The 24,809-nt window shown below is 74.5% G+C and carries 19 protein-coding genes; 16 read left to right on the top strand and 3 right to left on the bottom strand.

Going from position 1 to position 24,809, the window contains the following annotated elements; all coding sequences use genetic code 11:
• Positions 1-4: 4 nt before the first annotated feature.
• The 8 genes from E4P39_RS18240 (at position 5) to ligA (ending at position 10,561) form a co-directional block, all read left to right on the top strand.
• Positions 5-784: an electron transfer flavoprotein subunit beta/FixA family protein gene (locus E4P39_RS18240; RefSeq protein ID WP_135138005.1), complete on the top strand. Its 780-nt coding sequence runs from the start codon at positions 5-7 to the stop codon at positions 782-784.
• A gap of 34 nt (positions 785-818) precedes the next feature.
• Positions 819-1,784: an electron transfer flavoprotein subunit alpha/FixB family protein gene (locus tag E4P39_RS18235; protein WP_135138004.1), complete on the top strand. Its 966-nt coding sequence runs from the start codon at positions 819-821 to the stop codon at positions 1,782-1,784.
• A gap of 99 nt (positions 1,785-1,883) precedes the next feature.
• Entirely contained in the window at positions 1,884-3,281 is a 1,398-nt protein-coding gene (locus tag E4P39_RS18230; RefSeq protein ID WP_245159935.1) for an MFS transporter, read from the top strand.
• Positions 3,278-4,468 (top strand): cysteine desulfurase family protein, encoded by a 1,191-nt coding sequence (locus E4P39_RS18225; protein ID WP_135138002.1) that lies wholly within the window; start codon positions 3,278-3,280, stop codon positions 4,466-4,468. The genes E4P39_RS18230 and E4P39_RS18225 overlap by 4 nt, the downstream gene beginning before the upstream one ends.
• Positions 4,469-4,478: 10 nt before the next feature.
• Entirely contained in the window at positions 4,479-5,564 is a 1,086-nt protein-coding gene (gene mnmA, locus E4P39_RS18220; RefSeq protein ID WP_135138001.1) for a tRNA 2-thiouridine(34) synthase MnmA, read from the top strand.
• A gap of 328 nt (positions 5,565-5,892) precedes the next feature.
• Entirely contained in the window at positions 5,893-7,317 is a 1,425-nt protein-coding gene (locus E4P39_RS18215) for a hypothetical protein (protein WP_135138000.1), read from the top strand.
• A gap of 14 nt (positions 7,318-7,331) precedes the next feature.
• Positions 7,332-8,366 (top strand): methionine synthase, encoded by a 1,035-nt coding sequence (locus E4P39_RS18210; protein ID WP_135137999.1) that lies wholly within the window; start codon positions 7,332-7,334, stop codon positions 8,364-8,366.
• 56 nt (positions 8,367-8,422) lie between these two features.
• The gene (gene ligA / locus E4P39_RS18205) at positions 8,423-10,561 is read left to right on the top strand and encodes an NAD-dependent DNA ligase LigA (protein WP_135137998.1); all 2,139 of its coding nucleotides are present in this window, start codon (positions 8,423-8,425) and stop codon (positions 10,559-10,561) included.
• Positions 10,562-10,568: 7 nt separating this feature from the next.
• On the opposite strand, the gene E4P39_RS18200 is transcribed toward ligA, so the two are convergent.
• A complete protein-coding gene (locus tag E4P39_RS18200; protein ID WP_135137997.1) occupies positions 10,569-11,234 on the bottom strand; it encodes an ACT domain-containing protein in 666 nt (221 codons plus the stop codon).
• 225 nt (positions 11,235-11,459) lie between these two features.
• On the opposite strand from E4P39_RS18200, the gene gatC reads away from it, so the two are divergent.
• The 4 genes from gatC to gatB are packed head-to-tail and all read left to right on the top strand — an operon-like array spanning position 11,460 to position 14,975.
• Positions 11,460-11,777: an Asp-tRNA(Asn)/Glu-tRNA(Gln) amidotransferase subunit GatC gene (gene gatC / locus E4P39_RS18195; RefSeq protein ID WP_135137996.1), complete on the top strand. Its 318-nt coding sequence runs from the start codon at positions 11,460-11,462 to the stop codon at positions 11,775-11,777.
• Positions 11,778-11,806: 29 nt separating this feature from the next.
• Complete coding sequence (gene gatA / locus E4P39_RS18190; RefSeq protein ID WP_135138033.1) at positions 11,807-13,309, top strand: Asp-tRNA(Asn)/Glu-tRNA(Gln) amidotransferase subunit GatA; 1,503 nt, start codon at positions 11,807-11,809, stop codon at positions 13,307-13,309.
• A complete protein-coding gene (locus E4P39_RS22430; protein ID WP_167761952.1) occupies positions 13,306-13,482 on the top strand; it encodes a hypothetical protein in 177 nt (58 codons plus the stop codon). The genes gatA and E4P39_RS22430 overlap by 4 nt, the downstream gene beginning before the upstream one ends.
• Complete coding sequence (gene gatB, locus E4P39_RS18185; RefSeq protein ID WP_135137995.1) at positions 13,479-14,975, top strand: Asp-tRNA(Asn)/Glu-tRNA(Gln) amidotransferase subunit GatB; 1,497 nt, start codon at positions 13,479-13,481, stop codon at positions 14,973-14,975. Before E4P39_RS22430 ends, gatB begins: the two co-directional genes overlap by 4 nt.
• 108 nt (positions 14,976-15,083) lie before the next feature.
• On the opposite strand, the gene E4P39_RS18180 is transcribed toward gatB, so the two are convergent.
• Positions 15,084-16,223: a PQQ-dependent sugar dehydrogenase gene (locus tag E4P39_RS18180; RefSeq protein WP_245159933.1), complete on the bottom strand. Its 1,140-nt coding sequence runs from the start codon at positions 16,221-16,223 to the stop codon at positions 15,084-15,086.
• Between the two features lie 61 nt (positions 16,224-16,284).
• Between E4P39_RS18180 and E4P39_RS18175 the strand changes: the two genes are divergently transcribed.
• Positions 16,285-17,232: a 2-hydroxyacid dehydrogenase gene (locus tag E4P39_RS18175; protein WP_135137994.1), complete on the top strand. Its 948-nt coding sequence runs from the start codon at positions 16,285-16,287 to the stop codon at positions 17,230-17,232.
• A gap of 13 nt (positions 17,233-17,245) precedes the next feature.
• On the opposite strand, the gene E4P39_RS18170 is transcribed toward E4P39_RS18175, so the two are convergent.
• Positions 17,246-18,064, bottom strand: coding sequence for a helix-turn-helix transcriptional regulator (locus E4P39_RS18170; protein ID WP_135137993.1), 819 nt, complete (start codon positions 18,062-18,064; stop codon positions 17,246-17,248).
• An 83-nt stretch (positions 18,065-18,147) separates the two neighbouring features.
• Here E4P39_RS18170 and ilvD point away from each other — a divergent pair, with 83 nt between their 5' ends.
• The 3 genes from ilvD (at position 18,148) to E4P39_RS18155 (ending at position 24,794) form a co-directional block, all read left to right on the top strand.
• Positions 18,148-19,872 carry a dihydroxy-acid dehydratase gene (ilvD, locus tag E4P39_RS18165; protein ID WP_135137992.1) on the top strand — a complete coding sequence of 575 codons (1,725 nt, stop codon included), beginning with the start codon at positions 18,148-18,150 and terminating at the stop codon, positions 19,870-19,872.
• A gap of 99 nt (positions 19,873-19,971) precedes the next feature.
• The gene (locus E4P39_RS18160; protein WP_135137991.1) at positions 19,972-22,617 is read left to right on the top strand and encodes a GGDEF domain-containing phosphodiesterase; all 2,646 of its coding nucleotides are present in this window, start codon (positions 19,972-19,974) and stop codon (positions 22,615-22,617) included.
• A gap of 293 nt (positions 22,618-22,910) precedes the next feature.
• Positions 22,911-24,794, top strand: a complete 1,884-nt coding sequence (locus E4P39_RS18155) for an acetolactate synthase large subunit (protein WP_135137990.1) — start codon at positions 22,911-22,913, stop codon at positions 24,792-24,794.
• Positions 24,795-24,809: the final 15 nt, after the last annotated feature.

Below are 24,809 nucleotides of genomic sequence, written 5' to 3'. Positions count from 1 at the left end.
AGCGATGAACATCGTCGTTCTTGTCAAGCAGGTCCCGGACTCGGGCAGTGAGCGCAAGCTGGACCCGGCGGACAACACCGTCGCCCGCGCCTCGGCCGACAACGTCATCAACGAGATGGACGAGTACGCCATCGAGGAGGCGCTCCTCGTGCGCGACCGGGAGGGCGGCGAGGTCACCGTGCTGACCGTCGGGCCGGACTCGGCGACCGACGCCATCCGCAAGGCCCTGTCGATGGGTGCGGACAAGGCCGTGCACGTGAGCGACCCGGCGATCCACGGGTCGTGCGCCGTGCAGACGTCGGCGGTCATCGCCGCCGCGCTGTCGCAGCTGGAGTACGACCTGGTCCTGTGCGGTGCGGAGGCCACCGACGCCCAGCTCAGCGTCATGCCGGCGCTGCTCGCCGAGCGCCTGGGCATCCCGCAGCTCTCGGGCGCCCGCAAGCTGACCGTCGAGGGCGGGACGGCGAAGGTGGAGAGGCAGACCGACGGCGGCTACTGGGCGCTGGAGGCTCCGCTGCCCGCGATCGTGTCCACCTGGGACACCATCAACGAGCCGCGCTACCCCTCGTTCAAGGGGATCATGGCCGCGAAGAAGAAGCCGGTCGAGACGAAGACGCTGGCCGACCTGGGCATCGACCCGTCCACCGTGGGTCTGGCGAGCGCGACCAGCCAGGTGCTCGACTTCGCCGGCCGCCCCCCGAAGGGCGAGGGCGTGAAGGTCCCCGACGAGGGTGACGGCGCCCAGAAGCTCGTCGAGTACCTCGCCAGCCAGAAGATCGTCTGACCCGGCTCGGATCAAGGAAGAGGAGAACATCCCCATGGCAGAGGTCCTGGTCCTGGCCGAGCTCAACCCGGCCGGCGACGGCGTCCGCAAGACCACCCTGGAGGCACTGACCGCGGCGCGCGCGCTCGGTGAGCCGTCGGCCGTCGTGCTCGGCGCCCCCGGTACCGCCGCGTCGGTGCGGAACCAGCTCGCCGAGTACGGCGCGGCCACGGTCTACGTCGCCGAGGCGCCCGAGGTCGACGAGTACCTCGTCGCGCCCAAGGCGGAGGTGCTGGCGCAGCTGGTGCAGGAGAAGTCGCCGGCCGCCGTGGTCATCCCGTCCTCCCCGGAGGGCAAGGAGATCGCCGGCCGGCTGGCCATCAAGACGAACTCCGGCTTCCTGACCGACGTCACCGAGATCGCCGCCGACGGCACCGCGACCCAGGTCGCCTTCGCCGGTGCGACGATCGTCCACTCGAAGGTCACCACCGGCACCCCGATCTACACGCTGCGCGGCAACTCGGTGACCCCGGAGCCGGCCCCCGCCGCCGGCACCGAGCAGCCGGTTGCGGTGTCGCTCTCCGACCAGGCCAAGCAGGTCCGGGTCGTGGAGCGCGTCGTGGAGCAGAAGAGCACCCGTCCCGAGCTCACCGAGGCCGCGATCGTCGTCTCCGGTGGACGCGGCGTGGCCAGCGCGGAGAACTTCTCGATCATCGAGGCGCTGGCCGACTCCCTCGGCGCGGCCGTCGGTGCGTCCCGGGCGGCGGTCGACTCCGGCTTCTACCCGCACACCTTCCAGGTGGGGCAGACCGGCAAGACCGTCTCGCCGCAGCTCTACATCGCGGTCGGCATCTCCGGGGCGATCCAGCACCGGGCCGGCATGCAGACCTCGAAGACCATCGTGGCCATCAACAAGGACCCCGAGGCGCCGATCTTCGAGCTGGCCGACTTCGGCGTCGTCGGCGACCTGAACACCGTCGTCCCCGCGGCGACCGAGCAGATCACCGCCCGCAAGGGCTGAGCGCAGCGGTACCCGTCGAGCGCCGGTCCCCGCGGGACCGGCGCTCGACGCATGTCCGGGGCGGGAAGGACCGGCACCCGGAAAGGGTTGGGGGACGACGTGACGACGAGCAGCGCGGCCGGGGTCTTCGACCGGACGCATCGTCTGACCACCGCCGGCCTGCTGATGCTCATCACGTTCGTCGCCTTCGAGTCGATGGCCGTGGCGACGGCGATGCCCACCGCGGTCACCGAGCTCGACGGGCTCGCCTGGTACGGCTGGCCGTTCAGCGCCTACCTCGTGGCGTCGGTGTTCGGCATGGTCGTGGGCGGTGACCTCGACGACCGTCGCGGGTCGCGCGCCGCGCTGCTGGCCGGCGCGACGACCTTCGCCGCCGGGCTGCTGGCCGGCGGCCTGGCCGGGCACATGGCGATGTTCGTCGCCGCCCGCGCCATCCAGGGCGTGGGCGGCGGGATCATCGCGGTCTCGCTGTACGTCGTCGCGGGCCGGGCCTACCGGCCGGCGCTGCGGCCGCGGCTGTTCGCCGCCTTCTCCGCGGCCTGGGTGCTGCCCGCCCTGGTGGGCCCCCTCCTCGCCGGCCTGATCACCACGCACGCCGGCTGGCGGTGGGTGTTCCTCGGGATCCTGCCGCTGATCGCCCTCGGACTGGCGCTCCTCCTGCCCGCCCTCCGCCGGTTCGGCGCCCCCGAAGGGGCCACCGCGCCGGGCTCGGCCCGCCGGTGGAGTGCGCTGCTCGCCGGTGCCGGTGTCGCGGCGCTCCAGTACGCCGGTCAGCGCCTGGACTCCCTCGCGCCGGTCGTGGCGGTGGTGGGTGTCACCGCGCTGGTCGCCGGCCTGCGGCCACTCCTCCCGCAGGGCACCGTCCGGGCCCGGTCCGGGCTGCCCGCCGTCATCGGCGCCCGCGGTCTCCTGGCCGGATCGTTCTTCGGCATGGACGCCCTGCTGCCCCTGTCGCTCACCGCCCTGCACGGCTACAGCCCGACGACCGCCGGCATCCCGCTGACGGCCGGCGCGCTGGGGTGGGCGCTGGCCTCGCAGTGGCAGGGGCGTCGTCCCGACGTGGCCCGCGTCGTCCTGCTCCGGGCCGGCTTCCTGCTCCTGGCAGCCGGTGTCGCCGGCACGGCGCTCGTCGCCGTCCCCGGGCTGCCGGGCTGGCCGTCCTACCTGACGTGGGGGGTGGCGGGCCTCGGCATGGGCCTGGGCATGCCGAGCCTGAGCGTGCTGCTGCTCGAGCAGTCACCCGAGGAGCGGCGCGGCGCCGACTCGGCTGCCTTCCAGATCGCCGACGTGACGGCGTCCGCGCTGTGCGTGGGCGTGGTCGGCGTGCTGGTCGCGGCCTCGACGGCCTCCCTGCTCACCCTTCCGGCGGCGGTGCTCCTCGCCGTCGCCGTCCTCACCGCGATCGCGCTGGTCGGCGCGTGGCTGGCTCCCCGGGCCGGTGCCCCCGCAGCGGTCCCGGACCCGGCAATTCCCGCGACTACCCTGAGGGCGTCATGACGTACCTGGACCACGCGGCGACGACGCCGGTGCTCCCCGAGGTGCTGGCCGCCATGAGCGAGCAGCTGGGTCGGGTGGGCAACGCCTCCTCGCTGCACGCGAGCGGCCGGGCCGCGCGCCGCTCCGCCGAGCAGGCGCGGGAGCAGCTGGCCGAGGCGCTGGGCGCGCGTCCGTCGGAGGTGCTCTTCACCAGCGGTGGGACCGAGAGCGACAACCTCGCGGTCAAGGGGCTCTTCTGGGCGCGCAGGCGGGCCGACGCGCAGCGCAGCCGGATCGTGGTGAGTCCCGCGGAGCACCACGCGGTCCTCGACAGCGTGGAGTGGCTGGCGAAGCACGACGGCGCCGACGTCACCTGGCTCGCGGTCGAGCCGACCGGCCGGGTCACCCCGGAGGCGCTCGCCGAGGCGCTCGGCGACGGCCGGGACGTCGCGCTCGCCAGCGTCATGTGGGCCAACAACGAGATCGGCACCGTGAGCGACATCGCCGCCTTGGCGGCGGTCTCGCACGCGGTGGACGTCCCCTTCCACACCGATGCGGTGCAGGCGGTCGGGCAGGTGCCGGTCGACTTCGCCGCGAGCGGTGCCGACGCGCTCACCATGACCGCGCACAAGCTCGGTGGTCCGATGGGGGCCGGTGCGCTCCTGCTGCGGCGCGAGGCGGACTGCACTCCGCTGCTGCACGGCGGCGGTCAGGAGCGCGACGTCCGGTCCGGCACCCTGGACGTCGCGGCGATCGTCGGGCTCGCGGTGGCCGCCACCGCGGCGGCCGCCCACCGGAGCGAGCGGGCCCCGCGGCTGGCCGCCCTGCGCGACCGCCTCGTCGCCGGCGTCGTGGCCGTCGTGCCGGACGCCCAGCTCAACGGCGCCCCGCTGGACGACGTCCTGGCGGACGGTCCCGGCCGGCTGCCCGGCAACGCGCACCTGTCCTTCCCGGGCGCCGAGGGCGACGCCCTGCTGATGCTCCTGGACGCCCGGGGCATCGAGTGCTCCACCGGCTCCGCCTGCAGCGCGGGCGTCGCCCGGCCCAGCCACGTCCTGCTGGCCACGGGTGCCGACACCGAGCGGGCGCGCAGCTCGCTGCGGTTCAGCCTCGGCCACACCTCGACCGACGCCGACGTCGACGCGGTGCTCGAGGTGATCGGTCCGGTCGTGGAGCGGGCTCGCCGGGCGGGTCTCGGCCCCCGATGAGGGGCGCGCGATGAGGGTGCTCGCCGCGATGAGCGGTGGCGTGGACTCCGCGGTGGCCGCGGCGCTCGCCGTCGACGCCGGTCACGACGTCACCGGTGTGCACCTGGCCCTGTCCCCGGACCGCCAGACCCTGCGCAGCGGGGCCCGCGGCTGCTGCAGCGTCGAGGATGCCCACGACGCCCGGCGGGTGGCCGACGAGCTGGGCATCCCGTTCTACGTGTGGGACCTCGCCGACCGGTTCCGGGCGGATGTCGTGGACGACTTCGTCGCCGAGTACGCCGCCGGGCGGACGCCGAACCCCTGCCTGCGGTGCAACGAGAAGATCAAGTTCACCGCCGTGCTCGACCGGGCCCGCGCCCTCGGGTTCGACGCCGTCGTGACCGGCCACCACGCCCGGCTCGACGGCACGGCGCTGCGCCGGTCCGCCGACGCCGCCAAGGACCAGTCCTACGTGCTCGGTGTGCTCACGCGGCAGCAGCTGGCGACCGCGATGTTCCCGCTGGGCCCCATGACCAAGGATCGGGTGCGGGCGATCGCTGCCGAGCGGGGCTTCGCCGTCGCCACCAAGCCCGACTCGCACGACATCTGCTTCATCCCCGACGGGGACACCCGCGGGTTCCTCGCCCGGGAGCTGGGCGCCCGCCCGGGCCCGGTCGTCGACGCCGCCACCGGACGGACGGTGGGGCAGCACGAGGGCACGTACGGGTTCACCGTCGGGCAGCGGCGCGGGCTGGGCGTCGAGGCGGGGGACCAGCGTCCCCGCTACGTCCTGGCGATCGAGCCGGTCTCGCGAACCGTGACCATCGGCACCGCCGACCTCGCCGGCGTGGACGAGGTCGGCACCGGCGTCCCCACGTGGACCGGCGCGGTACCGGAGATCCCGTTCACGGCGCAGGTCCAGCTCCGTGCCCACGCCGCCGCGGTGGACTGCCGGGTGTGCGCCGACGCGAACGGCGGCCTGCGGATCGCACTCGCCACCGAGCAGCGCGGCGTGGCTCCCGGCCAGTCCGCCGTGCTGTACGAGCCCGACCCCGCGCGGGGGGACCGGGTGCTCGGGCAGGCCGCGGTGGCGACCGCCGGACGCGGCCGGGCGTGAGCCGGGGACCCCGAACGGGGGACGGCGCTGTCGTCCCTCCGGGTGACGCGGATCTCGCACCCCCCGCCGCACGGCCCGCCCGGGAGCGCCGGGAGCCCTGGGCTCCCTGGACGCCGGCGCCGCGCTGAGCAGGAGTTTCGCTGCCCGACCGGGCCACGGCGCGCTGTGGCCGGGCACCCGGCCGGGGCCTGTCCCGTGCGGTCCGGGGGGCGGCCGGACCCGACGGTGGCCGACGCCCCCGCCAGGACCACGTGGCACCGTGTGGGCGTTGCCGTGTCGTTGTCGATGTGCGAAAGGGATCGTCGTGCGCCTCCACCGCCCTCTGCTCGTGATCGCGCTCGTCGCGGCGGCGGTTGTCGGCGTCCCCCCGGTGGCGGCCGCGGCACCGCCGGGCAAGGACCCCGTCCAGGTGCTGGCCATCAACGACTTCCATGGCCGCATCTCCCCGACGACGGGGAACGAGAGCAGGCTGCCGACCGCGCCGGGACCGGACGGCGTGTTCGGCCGGGGCGGCGGGGGAGAGCGGGACGACGTCGTCACGCAGGTCGGCGGCGCGGCCAACATGGCCACGCTCGTGCAGGAGCGGCGGGCGGACTTCCGCCGGGGCGCGGGCGGCTCGGCGGCCTCCTTCTTCGTCGGGGTCGGTGACCTGATCGGCGAATCGCCCCCCGAGTCCGCCACCTACAAGGACGAGCCCACCGTCGAGGTGCTCAACGCCCTCGGGATGGACGTCGCCGCGGTGGGCAACCACGAGTTCGACCTCGGCCTCCAGGAACTGCGCCGCCTCTCGGGCGCGACCGACGGCCGGTTCGGCGACGACATCGCGGCCTGCCAGGGCGTCACCCCGGGCGTGGACGGCTGCTTCGGGCAGGCCGAGCATGCCTTCACCGGTGCCAACTTCCCGTACCTGGCGGCGAACATCCTCTCGGCGGGGACCGGCGAGCCGATCCTCCCGCCGTTCGAGGTCCTCTTCACCCCCCGGGGCGTGCGGGTGGCCCTGATCGGCGTGATGAGGGAGAGCACGGCCACGAGCGAGCGGCCCGAGGGGCTCGGCAACGTCGTCTTCCGCGAGGAGGCGGACGCGGTCAACCGCCTGGTCCCGCAGCTGCGGTCCGAGGGCATCGAGGCGATCGGGGTGCTCCTGCACGCCGGCGGGCAGCGCCCGGCCGGTGACATCAACGGCTGTGAGGCGCTCGACGGCGCGGTCGTCGACATCAACCAGCGGATCACGCCGGCCGTCGACTTCATCGTGAGCGCGGACACGCACGAGGCCTACAACTGCATGCTGCCGGTGCCCGGGGGCGAGCCCCGGCTGGTCACCCAGGCCGGCTCGTACGGGCAGATGGTGACCGACGTCCGGCTGACCCTCGATCGCGGAACCGGTGACGTCGACCGGGCGGCCACCTATGCGGCGACGAACGTGCCGGTGACCAGGGAGGCGCCGGACCCGGGCGTGCGGGCCATCGTGGACTACTGGGTCGCCGGGCCCGCGGGCCAGGTCCCCGCCGAGGGAGCCGGCGCTCTGCCCGGCGAGGGTGACACCGGAAGCGGAGCCGCTGACGACAACCGGCTGCTGATCGGGGTGGTGATCCTCGGTGCGATCTCGCTCGCGGTGCTGGCGGTCGCGGGGAACCGTCGGGCCCGGCGGAATCGCCGACGCCGCGCGTGGGAGTCGTACGGCTACGCGCCCGTCGGCCGGGTCCGCACCCCGCCGCGGGTCCCCCCCGCTGACACGCCGTCCTCCCGCGACTGACTACCGTCCCGTTCGTGGGCTCCCCGGCCACCCCCGCCGAGGGGGACGAGCGACCCGGACCGGCTGCGTCCCCCGTCGCGTGGGGGGGCGCCACCGGGATCGGTTCCCTGCCCGGCACCGACCCGGCCGAGGCGCTGCGCCTGGTCCTCGGAGAGCTGCCCGATCTCCCGCACGTCCCCGAGCTGCCCGGCCGGGGCCCGGGCGCCGACCTGATCGGCCGCGGGGCGGCCCTGCTCGTCGACGTCGCCTTCGACCTCACCCCGGCCGGCTGGCGGCTGGTCCCGCGGCCGGGCATGGACCAGCGGCGGGCCCGCGAGTTCCTCGACCGGGACCTCGACGCGCTGCACGCCGTCGCGGAGAGCTGGACCGGGCTGCTGAAGGTGCAGGCGCCCGGCCCGTGGACGCTCGCGGCCGGCCTGGAGCGCAGCCGCGGCGACCGCGCCGTCGTCGATCCGGGGGCGCGGCGCGACCTCGCCCAGTCCCTGACGGAGGGCCTGGCCGCGCACGTGGCCGACGTCGCGGCGCGGGTGCCCGGAGCGCGCGTCGTCGTCCAGCTGGACGAACCGTCGGTGCCCGCCGTCCTGCAGGGCGGCCTGCCCACCGTCAGCGGCTTCGGCAAGCTGCCGGCGGTGGAGGCGCACGTCGTGGAACAGGAGCTCGCCGCGGTCGTCGCGGGCCTGCCCGGCCCGGTGGTCCTGCACTGCTGCGCGGCACGCGCCCCGCTTGACCTCTTCCGGGCGGCCGGTGCGGGTGCGCTCTCCTTCGACCTGGCACTCGTCCAGGACCTCGACGCCGTGGGCAGCGCCGTCGAGGCGGTCGTCCACCTGATGCCCGGGGTGGTGCCCGGCACGGACGCGGACCTCCCCGCGGCCAGGGCGACGGCGTCCCGCGTGCAGGCCTGGTGGCGCGAGCTCGGCTTCCCGGCCGAGCAGCTCCCGGTCGCGGCGACCCTCACCCCCTCGTGCGGCCTGGCCGGGGCGACGCCGCCCTACGCGCGGGCGGCGATGGCGCACGTGCGCGAGGCCGCGAAGTACCTCCGGCCCGACTGAGCCACGACCGAGGGAACGCCCGGTTCGCCGTCGTACCCGGCGGATACCGTTCCCGGGTGAGCACTGACGCCGAACTCGACGCACCGACCGTCGCCGCGGCGGCGGACCAGGAGGATGTCACCGAGGTCCCCGACGACGCGCGGAAGCGGCACGGGGAGCTCTCCGAGGATCTCGACCGGTACGCCTTCGCCTACTACGTCCTCGACCAGCCGCTGATCAGCGACGGCCAGTACGACGAGCTGATGGGCGAGCTCAAGGCGCTGGAGGCGGCCCACCACGCCCTCGTCACCCCCGACTCGCCCAGCCAGAAGGTCAACGGCGGGTTCACCGCGACCTTCTCGCCGGTCCAGCACCTCGAGCGCATGCAGAGCCTGGACAACGCCTTCTCCAGCGACGAGCTGTCCGCCTGGGCGGCCCGCGTCGAGCGGGAGGGCGGCACGGGCGCCAGCTTCCTGTGCGAGCTCAAGGTCGACGGCGTCGCGGTCGCGATCGTCTACGAGAAGGGCCGGCTGGTCCGAGCCGCCACCCGCGGTGACGGCACCACGGGGGAGGACGTCACCGCCAACGTCCGCACGATGGACGGCGTCCCCGCCCAGCTGACCGGTGACGACGTCCCGGACCTCCTCGAGGTGCGCGGCGAGATCTACTTCCCGATCGCGGCGTTCGCCGACGTGAACGCCGGAATGGTCGAGCAGGGCAAGGCGCCGTTCGCCAACCCGCGCAACGCCGCCGCGGGCTCGCTGCGGCAGAAGGACCCGCGGGTGACCGCCTCCCGGCCGCTCCGGCTGGTGGTGCACGGCGTGGGGGCGCACCGGGGCTTCGAGGTCGACCGGCAGTCGGCGGCGTACGACCGGCTGGGCGCGCTCGGGCTGCCGGTGAGCGACCGGTTCCGCGTGGTCGAGGACCTGCCGGGTGCCTGGGAGTTCATCGAGCGCACCAAGGATCAGCGGCACTCGGTGGAGCACGAGATCGACGGCGTGGTCGTGAAGGTCGACGAGTACGCGCTCCAGCGGCGGCTGGGGTCCACCTCGCGTGCCCCGCGCTGGGCGATCGCCTTCAAGTACCCGCCGGAGGAGGCCACCACCAAGCTCCTCGACATCCGGGTCAACGTCGGGCGTACCGGCCGGGTGACCCCCTTCGCCTACATGGAGCCGGTCAAGGTCGCCGGCTCCACCGTGCAGCTGGCCACCCTGCACAACGCCTCCGAGGTCCGGCGCAAGGGCGTGCTCATCGGCGACACCGTCGTCATCCGCAAGGCCGGCGACGTCATCCCCGAGGTGCTGGGCCCGGTCGTGGCGGCCAGGGACGGGTCCGAGCGCGAGTTCGTCATGCCCAGCCACTGCCCCGAGTGCGGCACCGAGCTGCGCCCGGAGAAGGAGGGCGACGCCGACATCCGCTGCCCGAACGCCCGGTCCTGCCCGGCCCAGCTGCGGGAGCGGGTGTTCCACGTCGCCGGCCGCGGCGCCTTCGACATCGAGAACCTCGGCTACGAGGCCGCGATCGCCCTGCTGCAGAGCTCGCTGCTGCAGGACGAGGGCGACCTCTTCTTCCTCGACGAGGAGAAGCTGCAGCGCGCGGCGTTCTTCACCAAGAAGGACGGCGCCCTCTCGGCCAACGGCGCCAAGCTGCTGGGCAACCTGGAGACGCGCAAGGACGTGCCGCTCTGGCGCGTCCTGGTGGCGCTGTCCATCCGCCATGTCGGGCCGACCGCCGCCCAGGCGCTGGCCCGCGACTTCCGGTCGATGGACCGCATCATGGCCGCCACCGAGGAGGAGCTGGCGGCCGCCGACGGCGTGGGGCCGACCATCGCCCGGGCGGTCCGCGACTGGTTCGAGGTCGACTGGCACCGGGACGTCGTCGAGAAGTGGCGGTCCGCCGGGGTGCGGATGGCCGACGTGGGCGAGGACGCGCCGCCCGGGCCGCTCACCGGCGTCACCGTCGTCGTCACCGGGTCGCTGCGCGACTACAGCCGCGACCAGGCCACGGCCGCCATCCAGGAGCGCGGGGGCAAGGTCACCGGCTCGGTCTCGAAGAAGACCGGCTTCGTCGTCGTGGGGGCCGATCCCGGCAGCAAGTACGACAAGGCCGTGCAGGTCAAGGCGCCGATCCTGGACGACGACGGCTTCGCGGTGCTCCTCGCCGACGGGCCGGAGGCCGCCCGGGCCGTGGCGACCGTCGGCGACGGCTCGGACTGAGCCGGCCTCAGGCCGGCGGGAGGACCACCACGGTGGACGCGATGCCGGCGAGGTGCGCCAGGCGCAGGAGCTCCGATCGCCGGAAGGCCGGGCCTCCCGAGCGGCCGAGCACCACGGCGCAGCCCGGTCCGCCGTAGGGCGCCGCCATCATCTCGATGGCCATGTCCTGCCAGCGCTCCGGCAGCCAGGCGTCCTCGCTGGGCAGCAGCCGGGGCGCGCGCAGCGGCATCCACGGCAGGGTCAGCCCCTCGAAGGCGGGCGCCGCGTCGGAGGCGGCGGTCACGTGCCAGCTGTCGTCGTCCGCTTCCAGGACCACCGACCAGCTGCCGTGGAAGACCCGTGGCAGCTCGGCGGCCAGCAGCTTCACCGCCGTCGTCTCGTCGGCCCGTGCGAGGGCATCGAGGAGCTCCAGCTCCCGGTGGGTGTCGAGCGGGCCGGCGAAGGGCCGCAGCGACTCGACGGTCACCCCGGGCACGGCCTGGGCGGCGGTGATGAGCGAGTCGGGCAGCCGGTCACGGGGGAGCTCGACCACGACGTCGTCCACCGCGAACCCGCCGGTGCGCTCCAAGACGTCGAGGGACACGATGTCGATCCCCGCCTCGCCCAGCGCGGTGGCCACCGCGCCCAGGGTTCCGGGCCGGTCGGGCACGACGAGTCGCAGGAGATAGGACACGGTTCCTCCGGGGGTCGTCCTCGGGTGCGGGCCGATCTCCGTCGATCGCGTTCGCGGACCAGCTTCCCGCACGCGGGCCACCCGCGGTCAACCGGTACCCGCGGTGATCTCCACGTCCCTCCACGGCCGGAGGCGTGCCCTCGGCCCCACGTAGAGTGGCCCGGTCGCATCCCGGCGCCAGAACGCGCGCCGACGAGCACCGCCGAAGTGGAGTCCCGTCCCAGCATGAGCACGCCGTCCCGGAAGGACCCGCTGTCCCGGCAGGACATCGCGCACCTCGCGCGCCTGGCCCGCCTGGCCGTGACCGACGAGGAGCTCGACCTGTTCGCGGGCCAGCTCGAGGCCGTGCTCGACGCGGTGGCCCACGTCGGCCAGGCCGATGTCGAGGACGTGCCGCCGACCACGCACGCCGTCCCCATGACCAACGTCATGCGCCCTGACGTGGCCCGGCCCAGCCTGCCCCGCGAGGTCGTCCTGGCCGGGGCGCCGGCCGCGGAGGACGACCGCATCCGCGTGCCGCGCATCCTGGGGGAGGAGGCGTGAGCATCCCCGTGAGCACCGACGTGACGTCCATGACCGTCGACCAGATCCAGGCGGCACTGGCCGACGGCGCGACCGCGGTCGACATCACCCAGGCCTACCTCGACCGCATCGCGTCGGCCGACGGCGAGCTGGGCGCCTACCTGCACGTCGACCCAGAGGCCGCCGTGGCCGTGGCCGACGCGATCGACGCCGCCGGCACCCGCGGCACGGGCCTGAACGGCGTCCCCGTCGCACTCAAGGACGTCGTCGTCACCGAGGGCGTGCCCACGACCAGCGGGTCGAGGATCCTCGAGGGCTGGCGGCCGCCCTACGACGCGACCGTCGCCGCGCGGCTGAAGGCCGCCGGCACCGTGCTGCTCGGCAAGACCAACATGGACGAGTTCGCGATGGGCTCCTCCACCGAGAACTCCGCCTACCGGATCACCCGCAACCCGTGGGACCCCGACCGCATCCCGGGTGGGTCCTCCGGCGGCTCGTCGGCGGCGGTCGCCGCCGGCCTCGCCCCGTGGGCGATCGGCACCGACACCGGGGGCTCCATCCGCCAGCCGGCGGCACTGACCGGCCTGGTCGGGCACAAGCCCACCTACGGGTCGGTGTCCCGCTACGGCCTCATCGCCTTCTCCTCCAGCCTGGACCAGGCCGGTCCCATGGCCCGCACCGTGCTGGACGCCGCCCTGCTGCACGAGGCGATCGGCGGGCACGACGCGCTGGACTCCACGAGCATCGACGCGCCGGTGCCGGTGCTGGCCGAGTGCGCCCGCCGCGGCGCCGCCGGCGACCTGTCGGGCATCCGGGTCGGCGTCGTCCGCGAGCTCGGCGGGGAGGGCCACACCGACGGCTACGAGGACGGCGTGCTGTCTCGCGTCGCCGAGGCCACCGCCCTCCTCGAGGGCATGGGCGCCGAGGTCCGCGTGGTGTCCTGCCCCGCCTTCGACCTCGCGCTGGCGGCCTACTACCTGATCGCGCCCAGCGAGGCGTCGTCGAATCTCGCCCGGTTCGACGGCGTCCGGTACGGGCTCCGCGTCGGCGACGACGGCTCGCGCGACCTCGACGAGGTCATGGCCCTCACCCGGGAGCAGGGCTTCGGGGCGGAGGTCAAGCGCCGGATCATCCTCGGCACGTACGCGCTCTCCAGCGGCTACTACGAGGCCTACTACGGGCAGGCGCAGAAGGTCCGCACCCTGATCAGCCGCGACTTCTCGGCCGCGTTCGCGGACGTGGACGTGCTGGTCAGCCCCACGACGCCGACCGTCGCCTTCCCCCTCGGCGCGCGCACCGGCGACCCGCTCGCGATGTATGCGGCCGACCTCTGCACGCTGCCCGCCAGCCTGGCGGGCCTCCCGGCCATCTCGGTGCCGTGCGGGCTGTCCGAGGGGCTGCCCGTGGGCCTGCAGATCATGGCCCCGGCGCTGGCCGACGACCGCTGCTACCAGGTGGCCGCGGCGCTCGAGGCGGCCCAGGACGACGCCCGCGGGCACCGGTTCCTCGACCAGCTGAGCCGCCGCGCCGCAACGCCGGAGGGCGCCGCGTGAACGGGGCGCTCAAGGCAGCCTGGGCCCTCACCGCGTTCGTCATCGTGGCCGGCCTCGTCGGCTGGCTGGTCACCGGTCGCGCGGTCTTCGCCGTCTTCGTCGTCCTGGGCGTGCTCACCGGCCTGGGCGCCGTGCTGACCGGCCGGACCGCGTCCAAGGAGGACACCCCGTGAGCACCGACCGACTCGTCGACTTCGACGAGGTCCTCACCCGCTACGAGCCGGTGATCGGGCTGGAGACCCACGTCGAGCTCGGCACGGCGTCGAAGATGTTCTGCGGCTGCTCCACGACCTTCGGCGGGGAGCCCAACACCCAGACCTGCCCCGTCTGCCTGGGCCTGCCCGGCTCGCTGCCCGTGGCCAACGCCGCCGCCATCGAGTCGACCATCCGCATCGGGCTCGCGCTGGGCTGCCGGATCGCCACGTGGTGCCGCTTCGCCCGGAAGAACTACTTCTACCCGGACATCCCCAAGGGCTTCCAGACCACGCAGTACGACGAGCCCCTGTGCACGGCCGGCCACCTGGACGTCGAGGTCGACGGCGAGACCTACCGCGTGGAGATCGAGCGGGTGCACCTGGAGGAGGACACCGGCAAGAACCTGCACGTCGGTGGCGCCACCGGGCGCATCCACGGGGCCGACCACTCGCTCATCGACTACAACCGCGCCGGCATCCCGCTGGTCGAGATCGTCACCCGGCCGATCCCCGGTGCCGGCGCCAAGGCGCCCGAGGTGGCCAAGGCCTACGTCACCGAGCTGCGCGAGATCCTGCTGGCACTCGGCGTCTCCGAGGTGCGCATGGAGCAGGGCAACCTGCGCTGCGACGTGAACACCTCGCTGGCGCCGATCGGCAGCCTCGAGTGGGGCACCCGGACCGAGACCAAGAACGTGAACTCCCTGCGGTCCGTGGAGCGCGCCGTCCGCTTCGAGATGCGCCGCCAGGCCGCCCTCCTCGACGGGGACGTCCGGATCCTGCAGGAGACCCGGCACTTCCACGAGGACACCGGGACCACGTCACCCGGCCGGAGCAAGGAGGAGGCGACCGACTACCGGTACTTCCCCGAGCCCGACCTCGTGCCGGTGGCCCCGGACGAGGAGTGGGTCGGCAAGCTGCTCGCCGACCTCCCCGAGCTGCCCGCCGCCCGCCGTGCCCGGCTCTCGGAGGAGTGGGGGATCGCCCCGACGGAGATGGCCTGGCTGGTCAACGCCGGAGCAGTGGGGCTCGTCGGCGACACCGTGGCGGCCGGCGCCTCGCCGGCCGACGCCCGCAAGTGGTGGCTCGGCGAGCTCGCCCGGCGGGCGAACGACGCGGGGGTGGAGCTGGCCGAGCTGGCGGTGACCCCGGCGCAGGTGGCCGAGCTGGTCGGTCTGGTGTCCGCGGGGACGATCAACGACCAGCTGGCCCGCCAGGCACTCGACGGCGTCCTGGCCGGTGAGGGCGGTCCGGCGCAGGTGGTGGAGAGCCGCGGCCTGGCCGTCCTGGGCGAGTCCGACGAGCTCGTCACCGCCGTGGACGCCGCGATCGAGGGGAACCCGGACGTCGCCGAGAAGGTGCGCGGCGGCAAGGTGCAGGCGATCGGCGCGCTGGTCGGCGCGGTCATGAAGACCACCCGCGGCAAGGCGGACGCGGCCACCGTCAAGCGCATGCTCGAGGAAAGGCTCTGCTGATCGCGGTCCTCCGGACCGCACCGCGGCCGGGTGCCGTCCCCCGGTGAGCTGAGCCGCTTCGTCATGCCTGCGCGGGACCCCCCGGGCCCCACTCGGCATGACCCTGCACTACAAGGGCGAGTCGCCCGCGGTGGACGGCGGCAGGATGCGCAGGACCTTGTCGTCGTCCTCGGCGGGGGTGCCGATCCCGTCACGGTTGGACGTGGTGACCCACAGCCCGCCCTGGGCATCGATCACGACGGTCCGCAGCCGGCCGTACTGCCCGCCCAGCACCTCCTCGGGGTCCCCGATGGACGTGCCGGCCTCGTCCAGGGTCACCGCGTGGATGCGCTGGCCGTCGAGGGCGCCCAGGAAGACGAACCGGCCGGCGGCCGTGCAGCCGCCCAGGCCGCCTTCCGCGTCCAGGATCGAGACCGCCGGGCGGGACGCGCGCGAGGCGACGTCCGCACCCTCGAGGACGGCATTGAGCTCGTCGGGCGAGTCGTCGGTCGCGTAGAGGGTGTCCGTGCCCCCGGCGCACAGCGCTGTGACGTTCCGGTGCCCACGGCTGTACACCGGGCCGACCCCGACCGGGGCGCCGAAGACATCGATCTGCAGCACCTTGCCGGCCAGGGACAGCGGGTCGCGGGCCAGCGCCGGGTCGCCGGTGTCCCCGGTGCCGACGAACAGGCTGCCGTCGGCCGAGAAGATCAGGCCGCCGCCGTTGTGCACCTCGCCGCGGGGGATGCCGGTCAGCACCGGGTTCGGCGTGCCGCCCATCGGGAAGCGGACCACCCGGTTGTCGGTCGCCGTGGAGACGTAGGCGTAGAACAGCCCGTCCTCGAGGTGCGTGGGGGAGAGGGCCAGTCCGAGCAGTCCGCCGTCGCCGGCGGTGTCGATCCCCGGCAGGGTCATCAGCACGCGGGCCGGTGACCGGTCGGGGAAGACCTGCAGCAGCCGCCCGGTGTCCCGCTCGCCGACGACCGCGCTGCCGTCGGGGAGGACCACGAGGCCCGTGGGCACGGCCAGCCCGGACGCCATGACGTTGGGGTCGCCCGCCTCCTCGCCCGACCCGGGCTCGGCGGGATCGCCCGGCAACGGTGCGGGGGCCGCCGACGACGGCGGTCCGACCTCCGGCGGGGCGCCCTCGGGCAGCGGCCGGAACGGGCCGGAGGGGACGTAGCCGTCGGTGCCGCAGCCGGCCAGCACCAGGCCGGTGACCAGAGCGGCGAGGAGCCGGGACTCCCGTCCGCCCGCTCTGCGCCTCACCGGGCTCAGGGTACGTGCGGCGGGCGGCAGGGCGGCCGGGCCGACCCCTAGGTTGGTGCCTGTGCCACGACTGCTCCTGGAACCGGACGAGACCCTGCACGTGCTGGTCCCCGACCCGGCGGTCGGCGCCGCGCTGGAGGACCTCTCCCCCCGGGTACGGACCTACCCGCTCGACCCTCAGGCGGGCGCTCCCGAGGGGGAGGCGACCCGGGCCCAGGTCTGGGTCCCGCGGAACGGCTCCCCGGGCGTCCCCGACAACGGGTTCCTGGCGGCGCTGCCGGAGCTGAAGCTGGTCCAGCTGCTCACCGCGGGGGCGGAGAGGTTCCTCGGGCGGCTGCCCGAGGGGGTCGTCCTCTGCAACGCCCGGGGCGCGCACACCCCGGCCACAGCGGAGTGGGCCATGGCGGCCACCCTCGCCGCACAGCGCGGGATCCCCTTCTTCGTGCGCGAGCAGGTCGCCGGCCGGTGGTCGTTCACGACGCAGTCGTCCCTGGTCGGTGCCCGGGTCCTGATCGTCGGTGCGGGCGACATCGGCGCGACCATCGGGCGCATGCTGGCCGGCTTCGACGTCGAGCTGACCTATGTGGCGCGCACCGCGCGGGAGGGTGTCCGCGCGACGGCGGACCTCCCGCAGCTGCTGCCGCAGGCCGACGTCGTCATCCTCATCGTCCCGGTCACCCCGGAGACCAGGGGCATGGTCGACGCCGAGTTCCTGGCTGCGATGCCCGACGGCGCGCTGCTGGTCAACGCGGCCCGCGGGGTGGTCGTCGACACCGACGCGCTGCTGGCGGAGCTGACCGCCGGCCGGCTGCGCGCCGCCCTCGACGTCACCGACCCGGAGCCGCTGCCCGAGGGGCACCCGCTGTGGTCGGCCCCCGGGGTGCTCATCACCCCGCACGTGGGGGGTGAGGTGCCGCAGACGCCCGCCCGCGCCACCGCCGCCGCCGTCGAGCAGATCGCCCGCGTCCTGGCGGGTGAGCCGCTGGCGAACGTGGTCGACCGCTACTGAGGCGGCCGGCGGGTCAGGCCGCCAGCCGCGACAGCCTGGCGGCTGTCTCGCTCCCGGCGGCGGTGTAGACGACGAGGTGCAGTCCGGGGGCGTCGGCCGGCGTCAGCTGGTGGTGCTCCAGCACGAGCTCGCCGACCACGGGATGACGGAAGCGCCGCTCGCCCGAGCTGAACCGGTCGACGTCGTGACTGGCCCATCCCTCCCGGAAGTGCGGGCTGGCCGCCTGGAGGCGGGTCACCAGGTCCACGACCCGGCGGTCGGCCAGGCGCGGACCGACCTCGGCGCGGAACTGGGTGAGGAACCGCCGGCTGTCGGTGGTCCAGTCGTCCAGCAACGAGCGGACGTCGGGGTCGGTGAAGACCAGCCACAGCAGGTTCCGGTCAGCGGCCGGCACCGCGGCCACGCCCGGGTAGAGGTGCTCGTAGGCCTGGTTCCAGCCCACGATGGACCAGCTCGCGGTGATCGCGTAGGCGGGGGAGGGGCCCAGGGCGTCCAGCAGCCGCTGCACGTGGCCGGGCATGGCGTCGGCGGCCCCGGCCGGCCGGGCCCCGGCGTGGCCGGACAGCTGCAGCACGTACTCGTGCTCGGCCGGGGAGAGGGTCAGGGTCCGGGCCACGGCGTCGATCACCGAACGCGACGGGCGGATGTCACGGCCCTGCTCGAGCCACGTGTACCAGGTGTGGCTCACCCCGGCGAGGAGCGCGACCTCCTCCCGGCGGAGCCCCGGCGTCCGGCGGTTCCCGCCGGCCGGCAGGCCGAGGGTCCGGGGGTCCAGCTGGCGGCGCCGGGAGCCGAGGAACTCGGCGAGCTCGCGGCGGGCGGTGGCGGTCATCGTGCTCCGCTCTGTGGTGGTGCCGGTACTAGTATCACCACCCCTCTCGGAGATCGCCGCGAACGGGCCTAGCATCGCTGCTCGTGACCACGGTGGAGGAACGCCCGACCGGCAGTGCGACCGCAGGCACCGGAGCCCCCGATGTGAAGCCCCGCAGCCGCGAGGTGACCGACGGGGACGCCAGGGCCCCGGCCCGCGCCATGCTGCGCGCCGTCGGCATGGGGGACGACGACTGGGAGAAGCCGCAGATCGGCGTCGCCTCGTCCTGGAACGAGATCACCCCGTGCAACCTCTCCCTCGACCGGCTGGCCAAGCGGGCCAAGGAGGGCGTGCACGCCGCCGGCGGCTACCCGCTCGAGTTCGGCACCATTTCGGTCTCCGACGGCATCTCGATGGGCCACGAGGGCATGCGCGCCTCGCTGGTCTCCCGGGAGGTCATCGCCGACTCGGTGGAGACGGTCATGTTCGCCGAGCGGCTCGACGGCTCGGTGCTGCTGGCCGGCTGCGACAAGTCCCTGCCCGGCATGCTCATGGCCGCCGCGCGCCTGGACCTGGCCAGCGTCTTCGTCTACTCCGGCTCGACGCTGCCCGGGAAGCTGGGCGACAAGGACCTCACGCTGATCGACGTCTTCGAGGGCGTCGGCGCATGCGCGGCCGGGAAGATCACCCGCGACGAGCTCACCGCGATCGAGAAGGCCGCCTGCCCGGGCATGGGGTCCTGCGGCGGCATGTACACCGCCAACACGATGGCCAGCGTCGCCGAGGCGCTGGGGATGGCGCTGCCCGGCAGCGCCGCGCCCCCGGCCGTCGACAGCCGTCGCGACGCCGTCGCGATCGCCTCCGGCGAGGCGGTGGTCAACCTGCTCCGCAAGGGCATCACCGCCCGCCAGATCATGACCAAGAAGGCGTTCGAGAACGCGATCACCGTGTGCATGGCACTGGGCGGCTCGACCAACGCCGTCCTGCACCTCATGGCCATCGCGCACGAGGCGGAGGTCGAGCTGACCCTCGACGACTTCAACCGGATCGGCGACCGCACGCCGCATCTCGCCGACGTCAAGCCGTTCGGCCGCTTCGTGATGACCGACGTCGACCGGATCGGCGGCGTCCCCGTCGTCCTGCGCGCGCTGCTCGACGCGGGCCTGCTGCACGGCGACGCGCTCACCGTCACGGGCAAGACGATGGCCGAGAACCTCGCCGAGATCGCCCCGCCGGACGTCGACGGCGCGATCATCCACGCGATGAGCGACCCGATCCACAAGACGGGCGGGCTCTCCATCCTGCGCGGCTCCCTGGCCCCCGACGGCGCGGTCGTGAAGTCCGCGGGCTTCGACGCGGAGGTCTTCGAGGGCACCGCCCGCGTCTTCGACGGGGAGCAGGGCGCGATGGACGCCCTCACCGAGGGGACGCTCAAGCCCGGTGACGTCGTCGTCATCCGGTACGAGGGCCCCCGGGGTGGGCCGGGCATGCGCGAGATGCTGGCCGTGACCGGCGCGATCAAGGGCGCTGGGCTCGGCAAGGACGTCCTGCTGGTGACCGACGGCCGCTTCTCCGGGGGCACTACGGGACTGTGCATCGGGCACGTGGCGCCGGAGGCCGCTGACGGCGGCCCCATGGCGTTCGTCCGGGACGGCGACCCGATCCGCCTCGACCTCGCGGCCCGGACGCTGGACCTGCTGGTCGACGAGGCCGACCTGGCCCGCCGGGCCGAGGGCTGGGCCCCGCCCGCCCCCCGGTACACCCGCGGCGTGCTCGCCAAGTACGCCAAGCTGGTCGGCTCCGCGGCGCAGGGCGCCATCTGCGGCTGACCGGGCCGCGGGTCCGCCCGGTCGAGGACACCCCCTCGGAGGGGTGAGGCCGGAGGGGCCCGGCTCGTTCCCCTCGGTCCGGATGCCGAGATCTCCGGCATGGAACCGCGTCGATGGTGGCTGCTCGCGGGCGCCGTGCCGGTGGCGCTCGCCTGCGCGGCGCCCGTCGGCAACCCCGCGCTGCGCCCCCTGGGCGACGCCGCGGTCGCGCTCGCCGGCCTGGCCGCCGCCGTCGTGATCCGGTGCGCGGCGCGGTCCCGGGACGAGCACCGGCGGAGCTGGCAGCTGCTCGCCGTCGCCCCGCTGCTGCCCGCGCTCGGGCACCTCGTCGCCGTCCTCGTCGGGCCGGCCGACGTCCTGCAGCTCGTCGTCCTGCGCTGGCTGCCCACGGTGCCCGCCTACCTCGTCGCCATCGTGGCCGTCCTGACGCTGGTGGGCCGCGACCGGCTGCGCGCGGGCGGGCTCCGGGTGGGCGTCGAGGTCGCCCTGTTCCTCACCGCCTGCCTCGTGGGCGTGCAGCTGCTCGTGGTCGGCCCCGGCGGCCGCTGGTCCTCCTTCGGCCTGGGCGAGCAGTTCGTCCTCGGCGGGGCGGTCGTCGCCACCTCGGCCACCATGGCCGCCGCGCTGACGCTGCTGGGCGTCATCGAGGGGCGCCGGCAGACGATGGCGCTCGCCCTGTTCGGCGCCACCGTGCTGCTCACCGGCGGCCGGGGACTGGGCACCTCCGCGATGCTGTCCGGTACGCCGGGCGGGGTCGAGGCCAGCCGGTTCCTGCTCGCCGGCGGGCTGTGCCTGCTCGCCCTGGCCCCGCTGGTCGACCGTGGTGCCGACTCCGCTCCCGCCGACGCGCCGGCCTCCGGCCGGTCCACGGAGCTGGGGCAGCTGCTCCCGCACGTCGCGATGGTCCTCGCGGTGACCGTCGTCGGCGCCGCGACCATGCTCGGGCACGTGCCGAGCGGGGTGACCGTCGCCGGCGCCGTGCTGTGCGTCGTGCTGGCCGCCGCCCACCGGTGGGTCTCCGCCCGCGACGAGCGGCGCATGGCCGCCCGCCTCCGCCGCAGCGAGGCCTACTTCCGCTCGCTGGTCCGCTCGAGCGGGGACGCCGTCGTCATCGTGGACGACGCGCTCACCGTGAGCTGGGCCTCACCCGCTCTCGAGCGGGCCCTCGGTGGCGCCGCCGGGGACCTTGTCGGCCGCCCGCTGCTGGACGCCGTGCACCCCGACGACGCCGCCACGCTCGCGGCCGCCCTGGCGGTGCCCACGTCCTCCGGGCCGGAGCCCGGCGCCGGCCTGCTGCTCCTGCGGCTGGCCGACGCCGAGGGCGTCTGGCGCTACCTGGAAGCGGGCATCTCCGACCTGCGGGACCACGTGGACGTCGGTGCCGTGGTGCTGCACTGCCGCGACATGACCGACCGCCACGCGCGCGAGCAGGCGCTGCAGAGCGTCGCCTACACCGACCCCATGACCGGCCTCCCCAATCGGGCCGGCCTCCTCCGGGAGCTCCAGGCGGCGGTGGGGGAACCCGCTGCGGCGCCGTCCACCCTGCTCACGATCGAGCTGAACGGGCTGGCCGCCGCCCGCGAGCACGCCGGCCGCGAGCGCGTCCGCATGATGGTCACCGAGATCGGGCAGCGGTTGCGCGGCACGGTCCGCGTCGAGGACGTCGTGGCGCGCATGGGCGGAGGCGCCTTCGCCGTCCTCGCGTCCGGGGACGACGCCGACGTCGACCGCCTCGCCGCACGCTGCCTGGCCGTGGTGGAGCGGCCCATCCCCACGCCGTCCGGGATCGTCGAACTGACAGCCGGGATCGGACTCGTGCCGCTGGACGACGGCCTGGGCGTCGAGGCGCTGCTGGCCCGCGCGGACCTCGCGGTCCGCGCCGCGCACGCGGCCGGCGTCGGCTCGGCCGTGCGCTTCCGCCCGGAGCTCGGCGAGGCCGCCGATCGCCTGGACCGGCTGCGGAACGACCTGGCGGGCGCCTGCGCCCGGGAGGAGCTGTTCCTGCTCTTCCAGCCGATCGTCTCGCTGCAGGAGCGCCGGATCACCGGCATCGAGGCGATGCTGCGCTGGCGGCACCCCACGCTGGGGGAGATCCCGCCCGCGGAGTTCCTCCTCGTCGCGGAGCGGGCCGGCGTGATCGGGGACCTGCTGCGGTGGGCGCTCCAACAGGCCACGGCCGCCGTCGTCACGCTGCCGTCCTCCGGGGCCCCCCTGCGGATGGGCATGAAGCTCCCGGCCGGCTACGTCGCGACCGGCACGCTGGTCACCGATGTGCGGAACGCACTCGACCGCTCGGGCCTGGCGCCGGAGCGGCTGGTCCTGCAGCTCAACGCCGCCGCCGTCGCCGTGGCGGACGAGCGGGTCGGCCTCGACGTCTCCGCCCTGCGCTTCCTGGGTGTGAACGTCGCGGTGGAGGGCTTCGGCGGCGGCTCCTCGGCACTGTCGGACCTGACCCGGCTGCCGACCAACATCGTCAAGCTGGACCGGGCGCTGATCACCCGGATCGACCGCGACCCGCAGATGCGTGCGCTCTGCGCGTCGGTCGTCGGCGTGGGCCTGGCGCTGAACCTGGACGTCGTCGCCGAGGGCGTCGAGACCGCGGCCCAGCTCACGGCCCTGTGCGAGTTCGGCGTCGGATTCGCGCAGGGGTACCTCATCTCGCGCCCCGTGCCGCTGGGGGAGCTGACGGCGATCCTGTCCGACAACGCGGGAGCTCTCTGGCCGGGCATGGTGAGCCGAGCCTGACCGGTGTCCAGAGGCGGCCCCGTCCTGCGCCGACCCGGCGTGCGGTCGCCGAAAATGGACAGCAGAGTCCACTGTGTGGGACAGGCTGGTTGACGCCCCCGCCCGGCAGGGCGCACAGTGTGTCCGTGCCTCGCCCCTGTCTGCACGCCCGCTGCCCCCGCAGCCTCGTAGTCGCCTAGCGCGTCGGTCGCCGACCGACGCGCTGACCCCTCCGTGCCTGTGGCACGAGGGGTTTTTTGTTGCCCGGCCCGAACCATCCAGCCAGAACACAGCAAGGCCAGGAGAACGCCGAGATGACCACCACCCCGCGCGAGCCCGCCAACCCCGAGGCCGCCACCCGTGAGGCGGCGGCGTCCCTCGCCGGCGTCGAGACCACGGCTTCCTCCGTCGGCGCCGCCGCGGTCGAGCCGGCCACGGGGATCACCGGAGCGCAGAGCCTCATCCGCTCGCTGGAGGCCATGGGGGTCGAGGTGATCTTCGGCATCCCGGGCGGGGCGATCCTGCCCGCCTACGACCCGCTGTTCGACTCGAAGGTCCGCCACGTCCTGGTCCGGCACGAGCAGGGTGCGGGGCACGCGGCCACCGGGTACGCGCAGGCGACGGGCAAGGTCGGGGTCTGCATGGCGACCTCGGGGCCGGGCGCGACCAACCTGGTGACCCCCCTCGCCGACGCGCACATGGACTCCGTGCCGATGGTCGCGATCACCGGCCAGGTGCCCAGCCACGCCATCGGGACCGACGCCTTCCAGGAGGCCGACATCCGCGGCATCACCATGCCGGTGACGAAGCACAACTTCCTGGTGACCCGGGCCGACGAGATCCCGCAGCGGATCGCCGAGGCCTTCCACCTGGCCTCGACCGGGCGGCCGGGACCGGTGCTGGTCGACATCCCGAAGGACGTGCTGCAGGCACGCACGAACTTCGCCTGGCCGCCGCGGATGGACCTCCCCGGCTACAAGCCCACGACCCGCCCGCACGGCAAGCAGGTGCGCGAGGCGGCCTCGCTGATCGCCGGCGCCAGCCGCCCCGTCCTGTACGTGGGGGGCGGTGTGCTCAAGGCCGGCGCCACGGAGGAGCTCGCCGAGCTGGCCGAGCTCACCGGCGCGCCGGTCGTCACGACCCTGATGGCCCGCGGTGCCTTCCCCGACAGCCACCCGCTGAACCTGGGCATGCCCGGCATGCACGGCAACGTCACCGCGGTGACGGCGCTGCAGAAGGCGGACCTCCTGGTCGCGCTCGGCGCGCGCTTCGACGACCGGGTCACCGGGCAGCTGTCCAGCTTCGCGCCCGACGCGCTGGTCGTGCACGCCGACATCGACCCCGCCGAGATCGGCAAGAACCGCAAGGCCGACGTGCCGATCGTCGGCGACGCCCGCGAGACCATCCTCCAGCTGATCGAGGCGCTGCGCGGCGAGCACGAGGCCGGCCGGACGCCCGACCTGGCCGCCTGGTGGGCGCAGCTGGACGACTGGCGGTCGCGCTACCCGCTGGGCTACGACTGGCCCGAGGACGGCTCGCTCTCGCCGCAGTACGTCATCGAGCGGCTCGGTGCGATCGCCGGGCCGGACGCGATCTACGCCGCGGGCGTCGGCCAGCACCAGATGTGGGCGGCCCAGTTCGTGAAGTACGAGAAGCCGAACACGTGGCTCAACAGCGGCGGCCTCGGGACCATGGGCTACGCCGTCCCCGCGGCGATGGGCGCCAAGTACGGCCGCCCGGAGACCACCGTCTGGGCGATCGACGGCGACGGCTGCTTCCAGATGACCAACCAGGAGCTGGCCACCTGCGCCATCGAGGGCATCCCGATCAAGGTCGCCGTCATCAACAACGGCAACCTCGGCATGGTGCGGCAGTGGCAGACCCTCTTCTACGAGGGGCGGTACTCCAGCACCAAGCTGCACGCCCTGGACGCCGACGGGAAGCCCAAGCCCGTCCGGATCCCCGACTTCGTCACCCTGGCCGAGGCGCTGGGCTGCGTCGGCCTGCGCTGCGAGAGCAGGGAGGACGTGGACGCGGTGATCGAGAAGGCCATGGCGATCGACGACGCCCCGGTGGTCATCGACTTCGTCGTCGGCCACGACGCGCAGGTCTGGCCGATGGTGGCCGCGGGCGCCAGCAACGACGACATCCTGGCCGCGCGCGACGTGCGCCCGGTCTTCGGCGAAGGGCAGGTCTGAGGGTGGGCAGGGTGG

The organism is Blastococcus sp. CT_GayMR19, assembly GCF_004570385.1.
Classification (GTDB): Bacteria; Actinomycetota; Actinomycetes; order Mycobacteriales; family Geodermatophilaceae; genus Blastococcus_B.
Note: the sequence above shows the minus strand (reverse complement) of the source record. Positions and strands in the feature narration are given on the sequence as shown.

Bases quoted from the DNA above. Each gene is read 5' to 3' on its own strand.
- E4P39_RS18240 (WP_135138005.1), top strand. From the start codon at position 5: ATGAACATCGTCGTTCTTGTCAAGCAGGTCCCGGACTCGGGCAGTGAG.
- gatC (WP_135137996.1), top strand. From the start codon at position 11,460: ATGAGCACGCCGTCCCGGAAGGACCCGCTGTCCCGGCAGGACATCGCG.
- mnmA (WP_135138001.1), top strand. From the start codon at position 4,479: ATGAGGGTGCTCGCCGCGATGAGCGGTGGCGTGGACTCCGCGGTGGCC.
- E4P39_RS18235 (WP_135138004.1), top strand. From the start codon at position 819: ATGGCAGAGGTCCTGGTCCTGGCCGAGCTCAACCCGGCCGGCGACGGC.
- E4P39_RS18155 (WP_135137990.1), top strand. From the start codon at position 22,911: ATGACCACCACCCCGCGCGAGCCCGCCAACCCCGAGGCCGCCACCCGT.
- E4P39_RS18170 (WP_135137993.1), bottom strand. From the start codon at position 18,064: ATGACCGCCACCGCCCGCCGCGAGCTCGCCGAGTTCCTCGGCTCCCGG.
- E4P39_RS18225 (WP_135138002.1), top strand. From the start codon at position 3,278: ATGACGTACCTGGACCACGCGGCGACGACGCCGGTGCTCCCCGAGGTG.
- gatA (WP_135138033.1), top strand. From the start codon at position 11,807: ATGACCGTCGACCAGATCCAGGCGGCACTGGCCGACGGCGCGACCGCG.
- E4P39_RS18160 (WP_135137991.1), top strand. From the start codon at position 19,972: ATGGAACCGCGTCGATGGTGGCTGCTCGCGGGCGCCGTGCCGGTGGCG.